This is a genomic window from Psychrobacter sp. Sarcosine-3u-12, assembly GCF_002836005.1.
Classification (GTDB): domain Bacteria; phylum Pseudomonadota; class Gammaproteobacteria; order Pseudomonadales; family Moraxellaceae; genus Psychrobacter; species Psychrobacter okhotskensis.
The window spans coordinates 1-20,157 of the sequence record NZ_PJBY01000099.1; the positions used below are offsets into that span (position 1 = coordinate 1).

General features: G+C 45.0%; 18 protein-coding genes. 11 read left to right on the top strand and 7 right to left on the bottom strand.

Annotated features, from left to right (window positions below; translation table 11 throughout):
• Positions 1-43 precede the first annotated feature (43 nt).
• Positions 44-1,744 carry an RNA polymerase factor sigma-54 gene (rpoN, locus tag CXF65_RS07770; RefSeq protein WP_101211634.1) on the bottom strand — a complete coding sequence of 567 codons (1,701 nt, stop codon included), beginning with the start codon at positions 1,742-1,744 and terminating at the stop codon, positions 44-46.
• A 407-nt stretch (positions 1,745-2,151) separates the two neighbouring features.
• Between rpoN and CXF65_RS07775 the strand changes: the two genes are divergently transcribed.
• Entirely contained in the window at positions 2,152-3,051 is a 900-nt protein-coding gene (locus CXF65_RS07775; protein WP_101211635.1) for a carbon-nitrogen hydrolase family protein, read from the top strand.
• Between the two features lie 92 nt (positions 3,052-3,143).
• On the opposite strand, the gene CXF65_RS07780 is transcribed toward CXF65_RS07775, so the two are convergent.
• From CXF65_RS07780 to lptM, 4 genes are all read right to left on the bottom strand, one after another.
• Entirely contained in the window at positions 3,144-4,160 is a 1,017-nt protein-coding gene (locus CXF65_RS07780) for a tyrosine recombinase XerC (RefSeq protein WP_101211636.1), read from the bottom strand.
• A gap of 6 nt (positions 4,161-4,166) precedes the next feature.
• Positions 4,167-5,054, bottom strand: coding sequence for a diaminopimelate epimerase (dapF, locus tag CXF65_RS07785; protein ID WP_101211637.1), 888 nt, complete (start codon positions 5,052-5,054; stop codon positions 4,167-4,169).
• 196 nt (positions 5,055-5,250) lie between these two features.
• Positions 5,251-6,627 carry a diaminopimelate decarboxylase gene (gene lysA, locus CXF65_RS07790; RefSeq protein ID WP_101211638.1) on the bottom strand — a complete coding sequence of 459 codons (1,377 nt, stop codon included), beginning with the start codon at positions 6,625-6,627 and terminating at the stop codon, positions 5,251-5,253.
• Between the two features lie 65 nt (positions 6,628-6,692).
• Positions 6,693-7,007: an LPS translocon maturation chaperone LptM gene (gene lptM, locus CXF65_RS07795; protein ID WP_101211639.1), complete on the bottom strand. Its 315-nt coding sequence runs from the start codon at positions 7,005-7,007 to the stop codon at positions 6,693-6,695.
• A 663-nt stretch (positions 7,008-7,670) separates the two neighbouring features.
• Here lptM and CXF65_RS07800 point away from each other — a divergent pair.
• The 10 genes from CXF65_RS07800 (at position 7,671) to CXF65_RS07845 (ending at position 18,078) form a co-directional block, all read left to right on the top strand.
• Complete coding sequence (locus CXF65_RS07800; protein ID WP_025651915.1) at positions 7,671-8,903, top strand: acetate/propionate family kinase; 1,233 nt, start codon at positions 7,671-7,673, stop codon at positions 8,901-8,903.
• A gap of 90 nt (positions 8,904-8,993) precedes the next feature.
• Positions 8,994-11,141: a phosphate acetyltransferase gene (gene pta / locus CXF65_RS07805; RefSeq protein WP_101211640.1), complete on the top strand. Its 2,148-nt coding sequence runs from the start codon at positions 8,994-8,996 to the stop codon at positions 11,139-11,141.
• Positions 11,142-11,401: 260 nt separating this feature from the next.
• Positions 11,402-12,283 carry a nicotinate (nicotinamide) nucleotide adenylyltransferase gene (gene nadD, locus CXF65_RS07810; protein WP_101211641.1) on the top strand — a complete coding sequence of 294 codons (882 nt, stop codon included), beginning with the start codon at positions 11,402-11,404 and terminating at the stop codon, positions 12,281-12,283.
• Positions 12,284-12,414: 131 nt separating this feature from the next.
• On the top strand, positions 12,415-12,828 hold the full coding sequence (gene rsfS / locus CXF65_RS07815) for a ribosome silencing factor (protein WP_037025541.1): 414 nt from the start codon (positions 12,415-12,417) through the stop codon (positions 12,826-12,828).
• Between the two features lie 231 nt (positions 12,829-13,059).
• A complete protein-coding gene (locus CXF65_RS07820; RefSeq protein WP_101211642.1) occupies positions 13,060-13,821 on the top strand; it encodes an MOSC domain-containing protein in 762 nt (253 codons plus the stop codon).
• Positions 13,822-13,977: 156 nt separating this feature from the next.
• The gene (locus CXF65_RS07825; RefSeq protein ID WP_025651910.1) at positions 13,978-15,339 is read left to right on the top strand and encodes an APC family permease; all 1,362 of its coding nucleotides are present in this window, start codon (positions 13,978-13,980) and stop codon (positions 15,337-15,339) included.
• Positions 15,340-15,393: 54 nt separating this feature from the next.
• Positions 15,394-16,275 carry an N-acetylmuramoyl-L-alanine amidase gene (locus CXF65_RS07830; protein ID WP_101211643.1) on the top strand — a complete coding sequence of 294 codons (882 nt, stop codon included), beginning with the start codon at positions 15,394-15,396 and terminating at the stop codon, positions 16,273-16,275.
• A gap of 212 nt (positions 16,276-16,487) precedes the next feature.
• On the top strand, positions 16,488-17,234 hold the full coding sequence (locus CXF65_RS07835) for a pyridoxine 5'-phosphate synthase (protein WP_101211644.1): 747 nt from the start codon (positions 16,488-16,490) through the stop codon (positions 17,232-17,234).
• Between the two features lie 43 nt (positions 17,235-17,277).
• Positions 17,278-17,772, top strand: coding sequence for a zinc-binding dehydrogenase (locus tag CXF65_RS07840; protein WP_264754734.1), 495 nt, complete (start codon positions 17,278-17,280; stop codon positions 17,770-17,772).
• A 117-nt stretch (positions 17,773-17,889) separates the two neighbouring features.
• On the top strand, positions 17,890-18,078 hold the full coding sequence (locus CXF65_RS07845; protein ID WP_101211645.1) for a hypothetical protein: 189 nt from the start codon (positions 17,890-17,892) through the stop codon (positions 18,076-18,078).
• 108 nt (positions 18,079-18,186) lie between these two features.
• On the opposite strand, the gene CXF65_RS07850 is transcribed toward CXF65_RS07845, so the two are convergent.
• Both CXF65_RS07850 and CXF65_RS07855 read right to left on the bottom strand, forming a co-directional pair.
• A complete protein-coding gene (locus tag CXF65_RS07850; RefSeq protein ID WP_157824063.1) occupies positions 18,187-19,269 on the bottom strand; it encodes a protein kinase domain-containing protein in 1,083 nt (360 codons plus the stop codon).
• Between the two features lie 403 nt (positions 19,270-19,672).
• Positions 19,673-20,071, bottom strand: a complete 399-nt coding sequence (locus tag CXF65_RS07855) for an ACT domain-containing protein (RefSeq protein ID WP_101211647.1) — start codon at positions 20,069-20,071, stop codon at positions 19,673-19,675.
• Between the last annotated feature and the right edge of the window lie 86 nt (positions 20,072-20,157).

The window sequence follows — 20,157 nt, forward strand, 5'->3', positions numbered from 1 at the left end:
GAAGGTTGCTTGACTTTAATGATAAGTCATTGAATTACGACAGTTAATATTTTTGCTTGCGCTGGGTAGATGAGCCAATATTCATCGCTTCACGATATTTGGCCACCGTTCGGCGAGCAATATCGATGCCTTCTGAAAGCAAATGGTCTTTTATGCGACTGTCAGACAGCGGTTTTTTGGGGTCTTCATCCCCTATTAACTGCTTAATCATCGCGCTAATGGCTGTTGATGAGATGTCGCCGTCGCTACTACTGACATGCGAGGAGAAGAAATGCTTGAGCGAAAACAAGCCTTGTGGTGTCAAAATAGTTTTGCTAGTGGTCAAGCGCGAGACGGTCGATTCGTGCAAATCAACTTCCTCAGCGATGACCTTTAGAATTAATGGTTGCATGGCAGTCGCCCCATACTGCAAAAAATCTCGCTGATAGCGCACGATACTGGTCGCTACCTTTAATAAGTTTTGATTGCGCTCTTCAATACTACGAATAAATAGCCGCGCATCGGTGAGGTTTTCACGCAAGTATTGATTGTCTGGGCTGTCATCGCCGCGCTTGACCAAATTGGCATATTCTTGATTGACCCGTAGTTTTGGTAAGGTGTCAGGATTCAGGCGTACCTGCCAACCATCTATTTGCGCAGTCGCATCGGCTCTGTTGCCATTACTGATGTTCTGAGTATGGTGGCGACGGATAGGCGTAACCAGCACATCAGGGATATCATAGCTGGCAGGTGGTTGCGCGTAGTCTGGCTGATAGCTTTGAAACAGTAGACCTGGCGAAGGATTTAAGCTGCGCAATAGAGTAAGCGCCGGGGTAATCTGCGCAGGCGCCAACCCTGTGCGCTCAGTCAGCGCCTTGATATTATTACTGACCAGATGCTCACTGGCGGACAATAGCGCTTGCGCTTCTTTTAGATAGCGAGTATCAGCATCGAGCTTGGCCAGCTGAATCGCTAAGCATTCACTCAGATTGCGCGCACCAACGCCCAATGGATCACACGATTGAATAACACGCAGTACCGCCATGACTTCATCGTGCTCAACGCGCTCTTCCCATTGATAGAAGCTTGCCATGGTCTCAAAGCTTTGTAGTAACTCGTCAATATCGAGGCGCACAAAGCCCATATCATCCATCGAGTCCATCAGATATTCTGCAATCAGCGTGTCCGTTTCGGAGAGACGCTTAAAGTTAAGCTGCCAACGTACATGGTCTTGAATCGTCGCGCAGGTGCCACCTTGATAGCTATCAAACTCATCATAATCTGGTCGTGCTAGTGCACTGGAGGCACTGCCCGCACTGAAATGACTGGCATCAAAACTGTCCGTATCAAAGCGTCCATAGTCATCGTTATCCAGCGCTTGATAATCTATCGCGCCATCATCGACACCAGACTGTTGCAGCTTATCGAAGCTATCCATGGAGCCATCACTATAGTCGTTCGTACTGTCATCATCATAAGTGGCAGTGCTCGATGACGCGGCAAATGAATCAGCGCTAGCACCTTGGTTCCAAGTATCGAGGGTTAATGGCTCACTAAACTCCTCTCTCATCGCATCATTAATGCTCTCGTACTCGTCTTCCTCCTCCTCGATACGTTCGAGCAGCGGATTACTATCCAGCTTGGCCTGAACCTCTTGCGCAAGCTCAAGACTAGAGAGCTGCAGCAATTTGATGGCTTGCTGCATTTGCGGGGTGAGCTTCTGTGACGTGCTTAGCGTGGTCGCCAATCCGAACGACATACTCATGGGTAGCTTATTACACTCCAATCGTGGTGGTATAGTCGACCCGATATAAATCAGATACGGTGTCAGGCTTGCTTAGTCTACTAGTGGCCGTAGTGTCACGCACATGCCTTTGCCTTTCTGGTGTCTCAATTATATCAAATCGACTATGTGTTATGCTGATTCAGGCGGTGACTTTATGATATCAGGTCATGACGATAGCATTTTTTGCCACAATTTTGCTATGATAATTTATACCCTATGCGCATGAGTTTTTGACTTCTATCTCACAAAGCCGCTTAGTCACCAGCATGATGGGCTGAATAAATAGAGTGTTACGTGCATATAATCTATTAATAATGACAAGCCTATTATGATAACAAAGATGGGATAAGCGCCTTGTCAGCTTAAAAATAACTGAGAAACAAACGATGAATAATTCTATAAATAATGCGCAATTTACTATTGCTGCTATCCAAATGAACAGTCAGCAAAACATTGACAATAACTTAGCGGACATAAAAGCCGCCATCATTGATGCCCGCGCCCAAGGTGCTCAGCTGGTTGTGTTACCAGAAAACTGCTGTAGCATGGGTGAGCAATTTGCTACTGCTGAGCAATTTGATGCCCTGTCAGCGACGTTGGCAAACTACGCCCGCACCTATGGCATTTATGTACTGGTCGGCTCCCTACCCTGCGCTTATCGGCCAGACGGGTTGGTCGTACCTGATGGTAGATTGCGCCAAGTCAGCCAGTTATTTGGCCCTGATGGCAAAAGGGTTGCACGCTATGACAAAATTCATTTATTTACAGCGACGGTAGCAGATAAGCAAGGCAGCTATAATGAAGCCGCCACGTTTGAGCCGGGCACGCAGACAGTGGTTGTACCGATTGAGGTAAATGATGCTGTTTATCAATTGGGCATGATGGTCTGCTTTGACTTACGTTTCCCTGCTTTGGCGCAGCGTTTGCGGCAAGCAGGTGCTGACCTATTGAGCGCGCCATCCGCCTTTACTTATTTGACGGGACAAGCACATTGGTCGCTGTTGCTGCGTGCACGTGCGCTAGACAGTCAATGTATGGTGATTGGCGCGGCACAAGGTGGCGATCATGTCTATAAAAATGGGAGTACGCGACAGACGTGGGGACATACTACCATTACCACTTATGATGGCACCATTATAAATAGCTATGATAATAGTGAACTAAATAGTCAAGCGGTGACTGAAAAACAGAAAAATTATGAAGTCATATTGGCAACTTTTGATAAAGAAGCTCAAGCCCAAGGGCGGCAAAAGATGCCTATCTTTGACTGTCATCGTTTGGCTTAAGGGTCGATCTGGTCTATTTTAAAATAAAGCTTTTAGAAGAAAGCTTTTAGAGCTTTAAATTTTAGAACGTTAGCCTTTAGAAAATTCATATTCTACGTTGAATCTTCGTCATTCTGCGCATGCGTGGCACGCGGATGTGCGCGATCATAGACTTGTGTCAATTTAGCAAAATCTACATGGGTATAGATTTGCGTCGTGCTAATATCGCTATGCCCAAGCATCTCTTGTACCGCCCGCAGATCACCGCTGCCAGATAGCATGTGCGAGGCAAAGCAATGGCGTAATAGATGCGGATACATATTTTGCGCAATGCCTGCCCGCGTTGCCGCGACTTTTAGACGTTGCTGCACTGCCCGCGTTGACAAGCGTGTGCCCAATTTTTCACTGATAAATAAGGCTGTATCCATCTGCTCCACCCACAGATTGCGATGTGGCAAATAAAGGTTAATGGCTTGTGCCGCCTTGATTCCTAATGGCACTATGCGCGTCTTATTGCCTTTACCAGTGACCCTTACCCGCAGATCAGCTAAATCCACATCGGCCATATCCAGTGCGACCAGCTCACCAACGCGCAGACCGCTGCTATAAAGCAATTCAAACATCGCTTTGTCACGTAACCATAAGCGCGCCTGCTCTGGCGTATCAGGGATTTCTTGATCGAGCAATTGCGTCAATAAATCGATGTCAGCAATTGAAGGCAACGGTCTAGGACTGCGTTTAAGCTGATAGCCAGTCGTCGGATTGATACGTGCCAAATCCTCCTCGATTAACCACCCATAGAAGTGACGGATAGCAGACAACTCTTGCTGGACGCTAGCAAGCGCAAGTTTGTCCTCATCGAGTCGTTGGCTAATATGCTGGGCCAGTTGGCGTTTATCGCAGCGCGTCCACGTCAGGCGCTTGCCGCGTAAAAACAGCGCCAACTGGTTTAGTCCAGCAAAATAAGCGGTCAATGTATGCGCTGAATGATTGCGCACTGACAAAGTGTTTAGCCAACGATGTACTGGTGCCAACAATTCTCGTAGCACAGCGTCTGGCTCTATCGTAGCTGCCAGCTCAGCGGATAGCCATGATTTTGACTTAGAGTCTACTGTAGGCGCTGTCGTCATTGTCTATTAGCCTTCTGGATTGGGCTTGATGCCCGCTTGCGCCATTAAGCCATCTGGGCTAAATACGCCCTCATAAACAAAGGCGGTCGGCCCCGTCATCATGACCGAATAGCCCGGCTGCCATTTAATAATCATGCTACCGCCATAAAGTTGCGCGCGCACATCTTCGCCTTCATCAAGCCAGCCTTCACGGACACCGATAGCCACTGCTGCACAGGCACCTGTCCCACAGGCTTGGGTCTCACCGACGCCACGTTCATAGACACGTAGGCGAATATGGCGCTGGTTCATCACTTGCATAAAGCCGACATTGACACGGTCGGGAAAGGCCGGATGCGATTCAATCGCTTTGCCCAAGGTTTCAACGTCAGCATCAAGTACATCGTCAACCTTGATCACCGCATGTGGGTTGCCCATATTGGCAACATAAAGCTGCACAGGCGTCCCATTAACGTCTAAATGAAAAGCGTTTTGGATTTTGGTGGTGGCTCGCGGGGTAAATGGAATCTCGCTTGGCTCAAATTTCGGCTTGCCCATATCGACCTCTACCCAACCGTAGCGATCAGTCGTCAACGAAATAATACCACTCGTCGTCTCAACACGCAGACGCTGCTTAAATGACAGCTTACGCGCTTGGACAAAACGGGCAAAACAGCGGGCGCCATTGCCGCACTGCTCAACCTCGGTGCCATCGGTATTAAAAATACGATAACTAAAATCAACGTCAGGGCGCATGGGTGGCTCAACCACGAGCAATTGGTCAAAGCCAATGCCCAGATGACGATCACCCAATAATTGCACCAAGTCCTTGGTCAAGTCTAAGCGCTGAGTCACCAAATCGATGACCATGAAATCATTGCCCAGACCATGCATTTTTGTAAATTCTATGAGCATATCCTTGAGTCCTATCCTATTTTTATGTATGCGTTATATTAGCACGCTGTCAGATACAATGATAATTATCAGCGCTATCAAATACTAAGTTATATTTATCCTTTAAAACCAATATTTTGATAAAGCTCTGCCATAAAAAAACCCACTATCGTGCTGATAGTGGGTTTTTTTATATTCAAATGTCATGGAAATACTACTACTCGGCTTGCCACAATGTCTCATCTGCATATAATGCTTCAATGGTTTCGCGTTTGCGAATCAGCTGATGGCTATCATCGGCTACCATGACCTCACTAGCACGCGGGCGCGAATTATAATTGCTACTCATGGTAAAGCCATAAGCACCGGCACCCGTTATCGCTAAAACATCATCTGTAGCGAGCGACAATAAACGGTCTTTTGCTAAAAAGTCCCCTGTCTCGCAAATCGCACCAACGATATCCCACGGCTGCGTACCATCAGTATCCAAGCCTTTATTCGGTAACGTTTCAGGAATTACCGCCATTTCAGCTTGGTACAAAGCCGGACGAATTAAATCGTTCATCGCCGCATCAACAATGGCAAAATTCTTGTGCTCAGTTGGCTTTAATACGTCAACTGTGGTCAATAAGATACCAGCATTGGCCACAATACTACGACCGGGCTCAAAGAATACCGTCAGGCCAAGTGCGCTTAATTTAGGCAATAACGCCTCGGCAAATTCATCGATAGAGACAGGCGTTTCATCAATATAACGTACCCCTAAGCCGCCGCCCAAATCGATATGACGTAGCTCGATACCTTTGTCACGCAGGCTATGCACCAGTTCAATAATCTTATCGAGTGCGGCAACAAATGGTGCAACTTCAGTCAGCTGCGAACCAATATGACAATCAATTCCAACGATATCGATATGCGATAACTCTGCTGCTTGTTGATAGACCGCGACCGCATCTTCGTGAGCGATGCCGAATTTGTTGTCTTTTAAGCCGGTTGAGATATACGGATGGGTCTTAGCATCGACATCTGGATTGACGCGCAGTGAGATTGGTGCAGCTTTATCCAACTGCTGAGCGACCTCATTGATTAAGGTCAGTTCACTAATCGACTCGACATTAAAGCAGCCAATGCCTTGGGTCAGAGCATATTCGATATCACTTTTGGTTTTACCCACGCCTGAAAAAACGACCTTGCTAGCGTGTCCACCTGCCGCCAGTACTCGCATGAGCTCACCACGCGAGACAATATCAAACCCTGCACCTGCTTGTGCTAATACGCCAAGAACGGCAAGATTAGAATTGGCTTTTACCGCATAACAAACCTGATGCGTTAGACTGGCAAAGCTATCGGTATAGGCTTGATAGACATCTAATATCGCTTGCTTTGAGTAAACATAACAAGGCGTACCATAATGCTTGGCCAATGCTGCAACACTCACCTGCTCCATATATAAAGCGTCGTCGCGATAGTGCAATGCTGGTAAGTGGGCGGTCAAGGCTTGAGGATCGATATACAATCCTTGCTCAGTTTGGGTCGTGACTGACTCACCAAGGGTAGACTCGGTGACGCCAGTTTGTTGCTCAGAATGACTCATATAAACATCTCTAATTTTATCAGGTTATCAAGGTTAAACGTTGTCGATTGAATGGAGGACACACCCTAATAGTCGTTAGGATCGGTACTCGGCTCGGGCAGTATTTGCTGCTGCTCTAGGTAGCGCTCTTTTTGATAGTTATCGTCATCGACACCAGCGAAGGCAGCATCTTGCGGATTGCTGGTACTATTGAGTCTATCGGTACTCTCTTGCACGGTTTGGCTACTGGAATCTACTAAATATAAATCGCCTTTTTGCCCGCAGCCTGACACGCCAAGCATCATGGTACTGCCAATAAGAAAAGTATAGAAGGCTCGGCGACTACCGCTAACCAATACGTCAGCAGATTTAGGCTTCAAAAAATGGTGTTTAATAAACATAGCGTAGAGAACCTTTAACGTTGCAATGCTGTGGAGGCGCTAAAATAAGCCGTATAAGTAAAAAACCAAATGAAAATTGGATCACCAAAACAGGGACGACACAACAAGGTTTAATCATAGCATTATTCTATAAAGCTGTGCGCATAGTGACTATAAACCATGTAGTAGCACTCAGAAACCTATCAAGGATTAGTAGTAATTTTGAGCATCACGTTGTCTTTATCGATAATATATAGCTGCAATCACGTCCCTAAAAGTCATGTCAGATAAACGATTTGTTCAGCAAATAGCTGGATGAAGGTCTTTGACAAACTTTCTTACAATTTATATTGCGGATGGGTTTAGTGCTTTAGCAGCTATTAAACACCAGCGATACTCGGTGTACAGTTGTATTAATTACACCCTCAGTACTGAATTTAAACCTTATCGTGATCGTGGTATACGCACAAAAATATGTTACATTATAGTCAACCCTTGCAGCTGTGACGAGGCGCTGGCCAGCGACTCATCGACACTTATCAAGTGTGGCAGCGCGAGAATGACCAAAATCAGCACTATTCTTGTTTGACCTATGTCAGCGTGAATACGGCTGGTTTTTGTTTATTTAACCCGTGTTAATCTATAATGATTCACCACTTATAAAATATAATCTAAGGATAGAGTATGAGCGCCGGCGTAACCACCACTTTTGACGATAAAAATTCTGACACATCAACCCTAACCAATCCTACCCTAGTACTTAACTGCGGTTCTTCTTCTATCAAATACGCGCTTATTAGCGATGACGAAACGACTCGTATCACTGGTCTGGCTGAAAACTTAGGCCTCGATACTGCCCGCATCAAACACACCACCTTAAACGGCGAAAAACTCGAAATCTCTATTCCCGGTGGTCGTCATAAGCTAGCACTACAAAAAATCCTTGAACTCCTTGAGCAGTATCACTTTATCGCGGTTGGTCATCGCGTGGTGCATGGTGGCCGTGAATACTCTGAAGCCGTACGCGTGGACGATCACGTTCTGGAAGAAGTAAAGCGTCTAAAAGTATTGGCACCGCTACACAACCCTGCCAATGCCTTGGGTATCGAAGCGGTACAAGCTATTTATCCTGATATTCCACAAGTGGTCGTGTTTGATACCGCCTTCCATCAAACCATGCCACCGGTAGCCTTTCGTTATCCGCTGCCAAAAGCCCTTTACGAAGAGCATAAAATTCGCCGTTATGGATTCCATGGCACGTCTCATGCGTATGTGTCAGAACGCGCCAGCGAAATTACGAGCGCGAAAGGTCCACATGGTTGGCTCACCGCGCATTTGGGTAATGGTTGCTCAGCGACTGCTGTCTATGATGGCAAAAGTCTTGATACCAGCATGGGGCTGACGCCGCTTGAAGGTCTAATGATGGGCACGCGCAGCGGTGATGTAGACCCAAGCTTACATATCCACCTGAAGCGTCAACTGGGCATGAGCCTAGAAGAAATTGATAAAATGCTCAATAGCGACAGTGGTCTGCTCGGTATTTCAGGCTTATCAAATGATTTGCGTACCATTGAGCAAGCGGCTAACGAAGGTCATACAGATGCCAAGCTCGCTATCGAGATGTTCTGCTATCGTGTCGCTAAATATCTTGCCAGCTTAAGCTGTGCCCTACCTAATTTTACGGGCATTGTCTTTACTGGCGGTATCGGTGAAAACTCTCTCACCACGCGCACGCGCATTTTGGAGATGATGCCGCATTTTGGTATCAAAGTAGATGCCGATAAGAATGCTCATTTGGTTGGTGGTAGCGAAGGCAGTTTCCACGGTGATGGTAGCACCATTGAGCTGTGGGTTGTACCGACCGATGAAGAGCTCCGTATCGCCCAAGAAACCTGTCATGCTTTGGGTTTAAAATAAGTCTGATGGCTTTATGAACATTTAGACGTTTTTCTCATGCCATCAAGGATGGATTGAGCTTTAAAAATATAATAAACAGTAGGATACACTATGCAAACCATTTTACTTGTTCCTATCAGTCGCGGTATCGGGGTGACGTCAGCCGCGCTTGGTCTGATTCGCGCCTTTGACTATAACGGTATCAAAGCCGGATTTATGAAGCCGTTTTTGCAAGATGACACGCTGGATAAACAACACAGCTTGGACAGCTCAAGTGCGTTGACCATGCATGCTTTTGGCCTCAACCCACCTCAGTCTATCAGCCGTCAGCACGTCGAACGCATGATTGGGGATGACAACCTTGATGACTTGATGGAAGAGGTCGTCGGCAATTATCATACGCTTGGGGATGATTATGATGTGGTCATCTGCGAAGGCTTGGTATCAACCACCGAGACCTCTTATGCCTCACAAATCAACCGCGCGATTGCTCATGCGTTAGATGCCAAAATTATATTTGTCAGCACCGCTGATACTGGCAAGCCTGCCTACTTAGCCGATAAGTTAGATGTACACGCCCGCGAATTTGGCGGTATGGCAAGCAGTCGAACCTTAGGCTGTATCTTAATGCGCGTCCATGATGTGCCCAATACTTTTGAGACCCAGCCGGTTGCTCCGGGTGAAGCGATAATCAGCTTGGACAGCACGTTCATGCAAGAAGTGCAGCGGCTATCACCGTTTTTTAATACCGAACAATTTCACTTAATTGGTGTGGTGCCATTTAGCGACTCACTATCCGTGCCACGTACTTGGGATATCGCCACCGAGCTTGATGCTACTTGGCTCAATGTCGGTGAGGCAAAAACACGTCGTATCAATCGCATTAGCTTAACCGCGCGCTCAGTGGCACGTGTCGACGAAGTCTTCAAACGTGGCACCCTCATCGTCGTACCCGGTGATCGTGATGATTTATTGTTGGCTGCGGGGCTGGCCTGTATCAACGGTATCCCATTGGCAGGACTGGTATTGACCGGTGGCGTCGTGCCAAGCCCGACGGTGGCTGAGCTTTGGCAATCAGCGCTCAAAACTGGTATTCCTGTCATGAGTGTCGAAAGCGACAGCTTTGAGACGGTACAGAGTCTCATGCACATGAGCTCTGAGATTCCAAGCGATGATGTGGCACGCGCAGAAGAAGTGGCTCGTTATGTGGCAGCACACTTGGATCTGAGCTGGATTAAAGCATACTTTAGCCAAGATCATGAGCCGCGCTTATCCCCTTCGGCATTCCGCCATCAAGTGGTCAAAAAAGCCCAAAACGCCAAAAAACGCATCGTGCTACCAGAAGGCTCTGAGCCTCGTACTGTAGAAGCGGCCTGTATTTGTCAAAGCCGTGGCATCGCCAATTGCGTGCTGCTTGCCAAGCGCGCAGATGTCGAGCAAGTGGCCAAAAACCGCGATTTAACCCTGCCAGAAGGTCTAGAGATTCTCGACCCTGACACCCTCGATATGAGCAAATATATCGCTGCGGTCGTTGAACGTCGTAAAGGCAAAACTGGCGCAGACGTCGCTGCTGAATACCTGAAAGATACCGTGTACTTGGGTACCATCATGCTACAGATGGACGAAGTCGATGGCTTGGTTTCGGGTGCGATTCATACCACTGCCAACACCGTCCGCCCAGCATTCCAGTTGATTAAGACCGCGCCGCAGTACTCTTTGGTATCGTCTGTGTTCTTTATGCTATTGCCTGAGCAAGTGGTCGTCTATGGTGACTGCGCCATCAACCCAGATCCCAATGCGGAAGAGCTGGCAGAGATTGCCATCCAATCGGCACAGTCTGCAGCAGCCTTTGGCATCGATCCAAAAGTCGCGATGATTAGCTACTCAACTGGCTCATCTGGAACCGGTGCTGATGTCGAAAAAGTCACCCGCGCCACCCAAATCGTCCGCGAGCGCGCACCGAATCTAAAAGTCGATGGGCCGTTACAGTATGATGCGGCATCGGTCATGAGTGTGGGCAAGCAAAAAGCGCCAGATTCGCCTGTTGCTGGACAGGCCAATGTCTTTATCTTCCCAGACCTCAATACGGGTAACACCACTTATAAAGCGGTACAACGTAGCGCCAATGTCGTCAGTGTTGGGCCGATGCTACAAGGTTTGAATAAACCCGTGAACGATCTGTCACGTGGTGCCTTAGTCGATGATATCGTCTATACCATCGCCCTAACCGCCATCCAAGCGCATAGCGATCTTATTTAATCATTGCATGCTTTGGCTTAAAATCATGAGGCAATTGAGCCGATTATCACTATGATAGTCGGCTTTTTTAATAGGAATAAACCCTAGTCACAATTATTCTTAATCATTGGTTTCTTAGCAAGTTATTATCAGCTAATGACAACGGCGCGCCTGCCCTCTACAATGCAAGACTGGCTCATTTGCGTCGCTTATTTTCTTCTTAACCATTTATTTTTAACAACTCTATTATTTTTAACAATCCATTTAATTTTAATAATCCTATGTCAGATATAGTCCTTCAGCAGAAAAAAGAAAATCAAAACACGACTGCACCCGCCATTCGTGCCTATTTGGGTGGCTCATTTGATCCTGTACATAACGGTCATTTGCAAATGGCGATGTACGTCTATCAGCACTTATTCCCGATAGCCAAGCAACAACAGCGCGCGCTGCAGGTGTCATTATTGCCCAATGCCCGCTCGCCCTTTAAGGATAAAAGCACCAATCCGGAGCACCGCCTAGCGATGCTAAAGCTAGCGACGCAAGAGTCGCCACTACAGATTAGTGAGCTTGAGCTGTGGCAGAAGCCGCCCGTCTATACAATCGATAGTGTGCGCACGTTAAGACGACGCTACCCAAACGACAGCTTGATATTTATCATGGGCATGGACAGCGCGCGCAGCTTAGATAAATGGAAAGATGGACTTAGGCTGACAGAGGATGTCAATCTCTGGATTTTTAATCGCGAGGAAAATGCTGAGTTTTATAAAAATCTCCCTGAGACCACGTTACCAACCCCATTAAAATCGCAACTTCCTATGCCGCTGCCATCCTTAATTGTTGATTCAGTTACAGAGCTTGTGATACCGCCTACTCGACATTTAACAGACAGTCCTATCTTGAAAAGCAGTCATCAAGGTCGCATCTATCTAGACATGCGTCCTGTCTTAGCCATATCGAGTACACAGTTACGCCAGCAGCTACAGCAGGCTGCCCATCAAGTAAATATATTGCCCGCTGCCGAAACGCAAATCACATCTATACCGCCAATAAATGATATCATTAGCAATACTGAATTCAATCCATTCGCTAAATGGCTAAATCCTGCTGTTTATCAATATATTATTGCCCATCAGCTATATTCTGCTGCTCAATTCCGTTAAAATCGCCTTATCTTTGTTTTTTTGTCTATCCTATCTCCATACATCACTGCCTATATCGGTTCAGTGCGAGATGGCAAATTGACGATTGACCCCTTTATTTTTAATATTTACGATTTAAGAGATTACATTTTATGATCAACACCATGAATGACGAACGCTTGCAAGAGTGTTTAACCCTTGTCCAAAGCGCTCTAGATGATATGAAAGCGAAAAACATTACCGTAATGGATGTCGAGAGCTTAACTGACGTAATGGAGCGCATCGTCATCGCTGACGGTACGTCTAAGCGCCATGTGCGCGCGATGGCTGATAGTGTCGGCGCTGAAGCCAAGCAAGCAGGCTTTATGCCACTTGGTCGCGAAGGCGGCATCGACTCTGACTGGACCTTGATTGATTTGGGCGCTGTGGTCGTGCATATGATGACCCCGCAAGCGCGTGAATTCTATGACTTAGAAGGTCTATGGTCATCGCCTGAGCAATTGGCTGAGCTGGTCGCCACGCCGCGTGAAAAGAAAACAGCCGGTCGCCGCAATAAAAACAAATGATAGTGTTTATTACCTAATCAATAGAAAATGCAAAACCAAAAAGACCAGATACTTATTCTGGTCTTTTTTTATTTAAATTTTAGATTGTTGATAAACTCTAAAGCACTGATAAATTTTAAAATACTAAAACCGTATAATCAGATAAATGATTAGGCTAAGATAATACTCGTCATGACTCCCAACAATGACATCGCCATACCTCTAGTAAACCCCTATAGATTAGGAAAATTCATGAGCATACAATCCTTTAGCCAAAAAAATACCTCTGATTTTAACCAGCCTCTACCACTGCATATTGCCAACCTCACCTGCGTCCGTGCTGGCAAAGCCATGCCATTCGCCCGTGAACAGATGAGCGCTATCGACAAAGCGCCAATCAAAGCGCCCGTTACCGTCAACTTTATGGGCTTAAGCACCGATGAACAAGCTGACCGACGCCATCATGGTGGTCCGCTAAAAGCCGTGCATCAATTACCCATCGCTACTTATGACAAGATTAACGCTGAGTTTGGCTTAAAGGTGCGTATCGGTACTTTAGGGGAAAATCTGACGACCGAAGCGGTGAATGGTTTGCCAGAGATGGATGAATCGACTGTTTGTATTGGAGACGTCTATCAGTATGGGCAATATGATCAAGACAAAAAAGACAGTGAAGAAAGCGTGCAGTTACGCATCGTCCAACCACGACGACCTTGCTACAAAATCAATGACCAAATCGGACAGTTCACCAAAGTACCCAATATCGCTGCATGGGTGACTAAGCAAGGTATCGCTGGCTGGTACTTTCAAGTGGTACGTGATGGGCTGATTGACGCTGACTTGCCTGTCTATCTCATCGAACGTCCTTATCCGTTTGCCACCCTTGAAGCACTGTGGCAACTGTCGAACTCAAAAGAAAAATTTGACGCAGATGTCATTGAGCCATGGCTTGCGATTGAGTACTTGGAAGATAGCTGGAAAACCGTTTTGGCTAAAAAAATTCAAAAGGATTGAGAAAGCATTGCTCAGAAAAAACCGTTATGATGACTTTCTTATTTAGAATCGATAATTCTTACGCCCTCATAATGACAGCAAGGTTTTTCATGTCCCAAACTCATTTTATAATCAGCGGTATTTCGCTCTCATTTTCTAATAATCAAGGAGGATTATATGAGCGACAAGACTGAAAGTATCAGCTACCTGCAAGCGATTGCGATTAGCGTCGGCGCGATTATCGGCTGGGGTGCTTATGTCATGCCGGGCGATTTATTTTTGCCGCAGTCGCAGCTGTTAGGCTCTTCTGTTGCCATTATCATTGGTACGTTGGCCATTTATATGGTGGCGCGCGCTTATATTAATTTACTGACCCAAACGCCAGAGAACGAATCGGGCGGTATCTATTGGATTGAGAAGTATCTTAATAGAAAACACGCCTATGTTTATGGCTGGGGCGTGGCAATAGGCTATATCTCCATCGTCGCGCTCAATATATCAGCCGTTGCCTTGCTGTTAAGATATCTGCTACCGAGCAGCTTACAAATAGGCTATTTGTACACGATTGCTGGTTGGGAGGTCTACGCCAGCGAGGTGTTCCTATGTAGTGCCGCTATCATTTTATTCAGCTATATCAACTTAAAGGGTGTGCGCGTCGGGGCGAAAATCCAATTATATATCGCCCTATTTATGATTCTGTCGGTCAGCGCGCTATTTTTCGCCTCGCTTTGGGCGACGCCAACGACACAAGCATTTTTGCCCACGGATATGCAAAGTAGCTCGATCACCAGTTTGGCATGGTTGCCTATTCTGGCGGTGATGCCGTGGGCGTACGTCGGCTTTGAGACCACACCGCAGATATCCAAAGCGATTAGCGACTCAAAAACCAAGACCAAAAGTATCATCTTAATCTCGCTAGTCGCTGGTGTTTTGTTCTATTTTTTGATCAATTACTTTACCGCCCTCAATATGAACTTTGATTATCAAGCGATTAAAGACAGCAATTGGGCGACAGGTGAAGGCATAGACAATCGTATCGGTAGCATCGGTATTTGGCTGCTATCCATTGCCATGATTGGCTCGATACTGAGCGGTATCAATGGCTTTATACTATCGTCAGTCAAGCTGCTAGAATCGATGGGAGACTCGTCTTTATTACCCAGTATTTTTACTGATAAAAATCATCGATTTAGTAAGACGAAAACGGTGATGCTGATCGCTTTGGTATGTCTGTTCTCACCTTGGCTTGGCAGAAACTATTTGCTCGATATCGTTAGTATGGCTTCCTTAGGCATTACCGTTGGTTTTGCTTATGTTACGACTGCCGACCTCATCAATGAGCGCAAAAAGAAGCAAGCAGGTCTGCTAAATTATCTTTCGGTATTGATTAGCATCATCTTTATCTCATTATTACTGCTGCCCTTTTCACCCGCAGCGTTATCGCTGAATGCTTATATACTGTTAGGCTTCTTTATTATTTTGGGCGCAATTGGTTATAAAAGAATCATTCCAGTGAATGAGGGAAATAGCCTTCAATAATGTGCTAAATAAGCTGAAACAAAGCACCCTTTTACCTTTAACACAGAGTATTTCATGGCAAAAAATATTACCTCGATTGCGTTAGCGTCAGTATTAACACTGTTTATGACCCTGCCACTCATCGGCTGCGTGGCAACGACAGCGCCGCGTTATACGATCGACAGCGATACCTATCAAGCTACCGGTAAAAGCCAGCGCATCAAAACCATCATCCTGCACTACACGGTCTCAGACAATGACCGATCTATAAAAACGTTGACCACGGGTGAGGTCAGCGCTCACTACCTGATTTTGGCCAATGACGATGACAAGATTTACAATTTAGTACCTGAGAGCGAGCGCGCTTGGCACGCGGGCGATGGCGGCTTTTCGGGTAGAACCATTCTCAATGACACCTCTATCGGTATCGAAATCGTCAACGCTGGCATTCAGCCTCAGTATAGAAATGCGCTAAAGAGCGACGACCTCGACTATCATCCTTACGAGCATTATGTGGCGTTTGATGAATTGCAGATTAAAAAGGTCGCGCAATTGGTACAGGATATTGCCACGCGCTATGACATCTCACCGAAGAACATCATCGGTCATGCCGATATGGCACCCTCGCGCAAGATTGATCCGGGTGCGAAGTTCCCTTGGCAACTGCTATATGAGCAATATGGTATCGGCGCTTGGTACGATGCCTTTGATAAACAGTTCTTTATGAATCAAGACGCGTTTGCAGCGGCAACGATACCTGAGATCAAGCAAGCCTTTAGCCGTTATGGTTATCAAATCAATGATACTAATGAATGGGATAAAGCAAGCCGTGATGTGATTTATGCGTTTCAGTTGCACTTTCGACCACAGCAGCCAACGGGCAAGATGGATGTGGAGACCTATGCTATTTTAAAAGCACTGAATAAGAAGTATGCTGGTCGAGATGACTTCTACTAAAATTAGGTATTAGCCCTTAATAATTAATCTCTAGCTGATACCATAAAAAACAGATACGTTGTATTGTGTCGCAAGACTGGTATAAATATTTTTGGCGTGCTGTGTCTACGCTGACAGAGGCTGCAAAACCTATGTTTAAAAAAATATACCAGTCTCGCTGTATCGTTTTTATATTAAACTGGCTATATAACAATAATGAAAAAGGAAATAGTATGAGCACCCTATTTAGCGTCAATTTGAATAAACTGGCATTAATCCGTAACTCTCGCGGCACCGATTATCCCAATCTACTGTACTTCGTAAAAAAGCTCATTGATCTTGGTGTCAAAGGCTTTACCGTGCATCCGCGACCTGATGAACGTCACATCCGCTACCAAGACGTCTATGATATCAGTGCGTTTCTCAAAGATTATAAAGACATCGAATTCAATATCGAAGGCAATCCGAATGAGCAATTTCTAAAGCTTATTCGTGAAGTCAAACCGTATCAATGTACCCTCGTACCCGATAGCGAAGATCAACTGACCTCAGATCATGGTTTCGATATCATCAAGCATAAAGACATGCTGTCAGAACTCAGCCATGAGCTACAAGCCTTTGGTACGCGCTGTGCGGTATTTATCGATCCTGATATCGAGCAGATCAAAGCCGTTATCGATAGCGACGTGCAAACAATTGAAGTCTATACCGAAGAATGGGCACGCACTTATGATAATGCTAAGAATGATGGGAATAATAATTTCGATGAGGTAAAACAACGCTTTAGCGATTGCATCAACCTCGCCAGTGAAAACGGTATACGCGTCAATGCGGGTCATGATCTGAACTTAGACAATTTAGCCGATTTGCTCAGTCTTGGTGACGTCGCGGAAGTATCGATTGGTCACGCTTTCACTATCGAGTCGCTTGAGCAAGGGATGGATAAGGTGGTTCACCAGTATTTGAGAATTTGTGATTAATTTTTAAATCGGCATAATTTATAAAATGGGGCTGATTGGTTCAATGGCAACGGCGATTTGCCGCTTCGCAGGGGCGCGTAATATCGTGGTCAGTGATATCAGCGATTATCGCTTAGAGCTTGCCAAAAAAACGGTCGCGACGATGACTATAAACCCAGCCAAAGGCGAAACCATCGAAAGCGCTATCGATACGTTGAAGATGCAAGGCTTTGATATTGGGCTTGAGATGTCAGGCTCGCCTCAGGCCTTTGATTCGATGATTAGTAATATGTATAACGGCTCTAAAATCTCTCTGCTCGGCATTTTGCCTAACACCACCACGGTGGATTGGAGCAAGATTATTTTTAAGGCGCTAACCCTAAAAGGTATTTATGGGCGTGAGATGTGGGAGACGTGGTATCAGATGGAGCAAATGCTGATTAGCGGTATTGATCTATCGCCTATCATTACCCATCGCATGCACATTGATGACTTTCAAGAAGGCTTTGATATCATGGAAAGTGGGCAATGCGGTAAAGTGATTTTAAGCTGGGATTGATTTTGATGATTCAGCACTTGATCAGCCATGGTTAGTTTTCAAATTGTCATGACTTATAAAACGGTGCTGATTTCAGTGCCGTTTTATATGTGGTAAAAATCATACGGAGGGTAAACTATGGGTGATTCTGAAGCAGATAAACTTGAAAAGCATCTAGCAGAAAAAGCCAAACAAGATCAGGAGAAAGAACAAGCGTCTGAGCCACTCTCTGCCTATGATGCTTGTGTGCTAAAGGAAAGCGCCAAGATTCATGAGTTGATAGCTGAGGCTCGGAGAGAGGTTAGGGAGCGTTCAGAGGCTGAATAACTCATATAAGAATATATTTTGAGCACGTATTCTGTATCAGATTACTTTTGGCTGAGTAATTTGTTACGACTTGACTAATAATATTAGATTAGAAATTGCATGGAAGACTCAAGTTGTTTTTGAATGCTTCAATTTTAAGTTCTCCCATTTTTTGTTCAAGTAAGGCCATTTTTTTTCTAAACCAGTATTACAGGATTCACTTTTAAAGTAATCAAGTTGAAAAATAAGCTGCTCATAACTGTCTTGATTCAATTTTTCAACTTCAAGAAGTAATGAGTTAAGTACTTGATCAATTGTCGGTCTTACTTGAACATCAATTGACAACATTTTAGAAATCAGCTCTCCAAGCTCATCATTGATATCACTATTCTTATGGTTAATTAAAGCACCTTGTTTAATCCATTTCTTCCAAACATCATCACGTGTCCATTTTTTGGAATTATCTCTCATTGGTTCAGGCCAATGCTCATATAGCTTAATTCCTACAGGATGATATCCACCAGAAAGCAATTCATAAAATATTACGCCTAGTGAAAAAACATCACTTTTTGAAGTAAGTTGTTTTTCTGACCATTGTTCAGGTGATTTGTAAGGCTTAGCACCATCAAATAATTTAAGTCTTTGAAAGGCATTTGCCAATCCAAAGTCAGCTACCATAGCTATTTCATAAATATTAAAATTTGGTAAATCTCTAAAACTTTTTGAGAGATTTCTGATAAAAATATTAGCAGGCTTTAAGTCTTGATGAGCGACTAATCCTTGAGAGTAACAATGTTCTAGCCCAGCACATAAATATGTTAGCATTGACAACTTAGTTGTTATATTGGACTTATTATCTTTTATAACTGTTAATAAATCGCTATCCCAGTACCTGAACCAAGCAATAGGTATGTCATAGGCAGTATCAACATCCGTTATCCAGTGTACATACATATTTTGATAAAACGAGAGTTGCGCTTCAAGCTCTTGAAGAAAACGTTTCGATGTTTCTTCTTTTTTTTCATACCTCAAGGGCTTTGCTATCTTCGCACAAACAAATCTAGGTAAGACATTTATACCTTGATCAAAAATGAAAATTTGACCACATAAACCTCCAGTTTCTTCTATACACTTCCCTCTTTTAGGAAATCTTATTTCTAAAAGTGTTTTTTGTTTTTCTAAATCGAGTTCGTAAAAGTTCAAACTACTCATATGAAACTCCATTAGCTTTCTATACAGTATCTTAACTCTGATACTTTAACACTTATACTGATAGTAGCCCTAAACTCAAAGCGTATTTATCTAAACTAGGTATATTCGAAAATTAGAACTGGATATTCATATCCAAACAAAAAAGTTGAGACGAAGTAGTGTGCGCCCAGCGCACCAATAATACTAAAATTAAAGTTCAGACTAATTTATCATGAAATGGTCATCCAAAAGCGCATTTTAGCCCCGACTGTAGCGGTATCCTGCTGGTTTGGGCGAGTTGCGATGGCTAGGTTTTGGGATGACGACGCGCAGCAAGCGACGACCCAAACCTTAGCCAGCGCCGCGCCCAGACTGGCAGATACAAGCGGAAGGCGGGAAATAGCTCACTTACTTATAAAAAACGTTATACATTACTCAGCTCTTTTAACGCAGATAGCGCCTGCTCCGCCTTATCATCCGATACAAATATATGATCATGATAATAGGCAGCGATCACATTGGCACTGATACCTTTTGAGGTCAGTTTGGTTGCTACTGCCGCGGTTAGACCGACCGCTTCTAAACTTGAATGCACCGTTAGAGTGATTTGTCGAAACACGCCCTCGTACTGTAAACCTACTTCATCAGCATTGTCTTTTGTTAAAACCAAAGTCAACCCTTCTGTCTCCACAAACGTCGCGATTGGCGCTAGGTTTACGTATTCTGCTAGCTGCCCTGTGACGGTACAAAACACAAATAACTCATCAACCAGTGCTGGCTGCATCGAACTCAATAGTTCATTGATATCTGTAATTCCTGACATTTTATTCTTCCTTATTTTGCTTAATGCTAATCTTTATTGACTGGAATTTTAGCATGGGTGTCACCACCTATATTCGTGAAAACAAG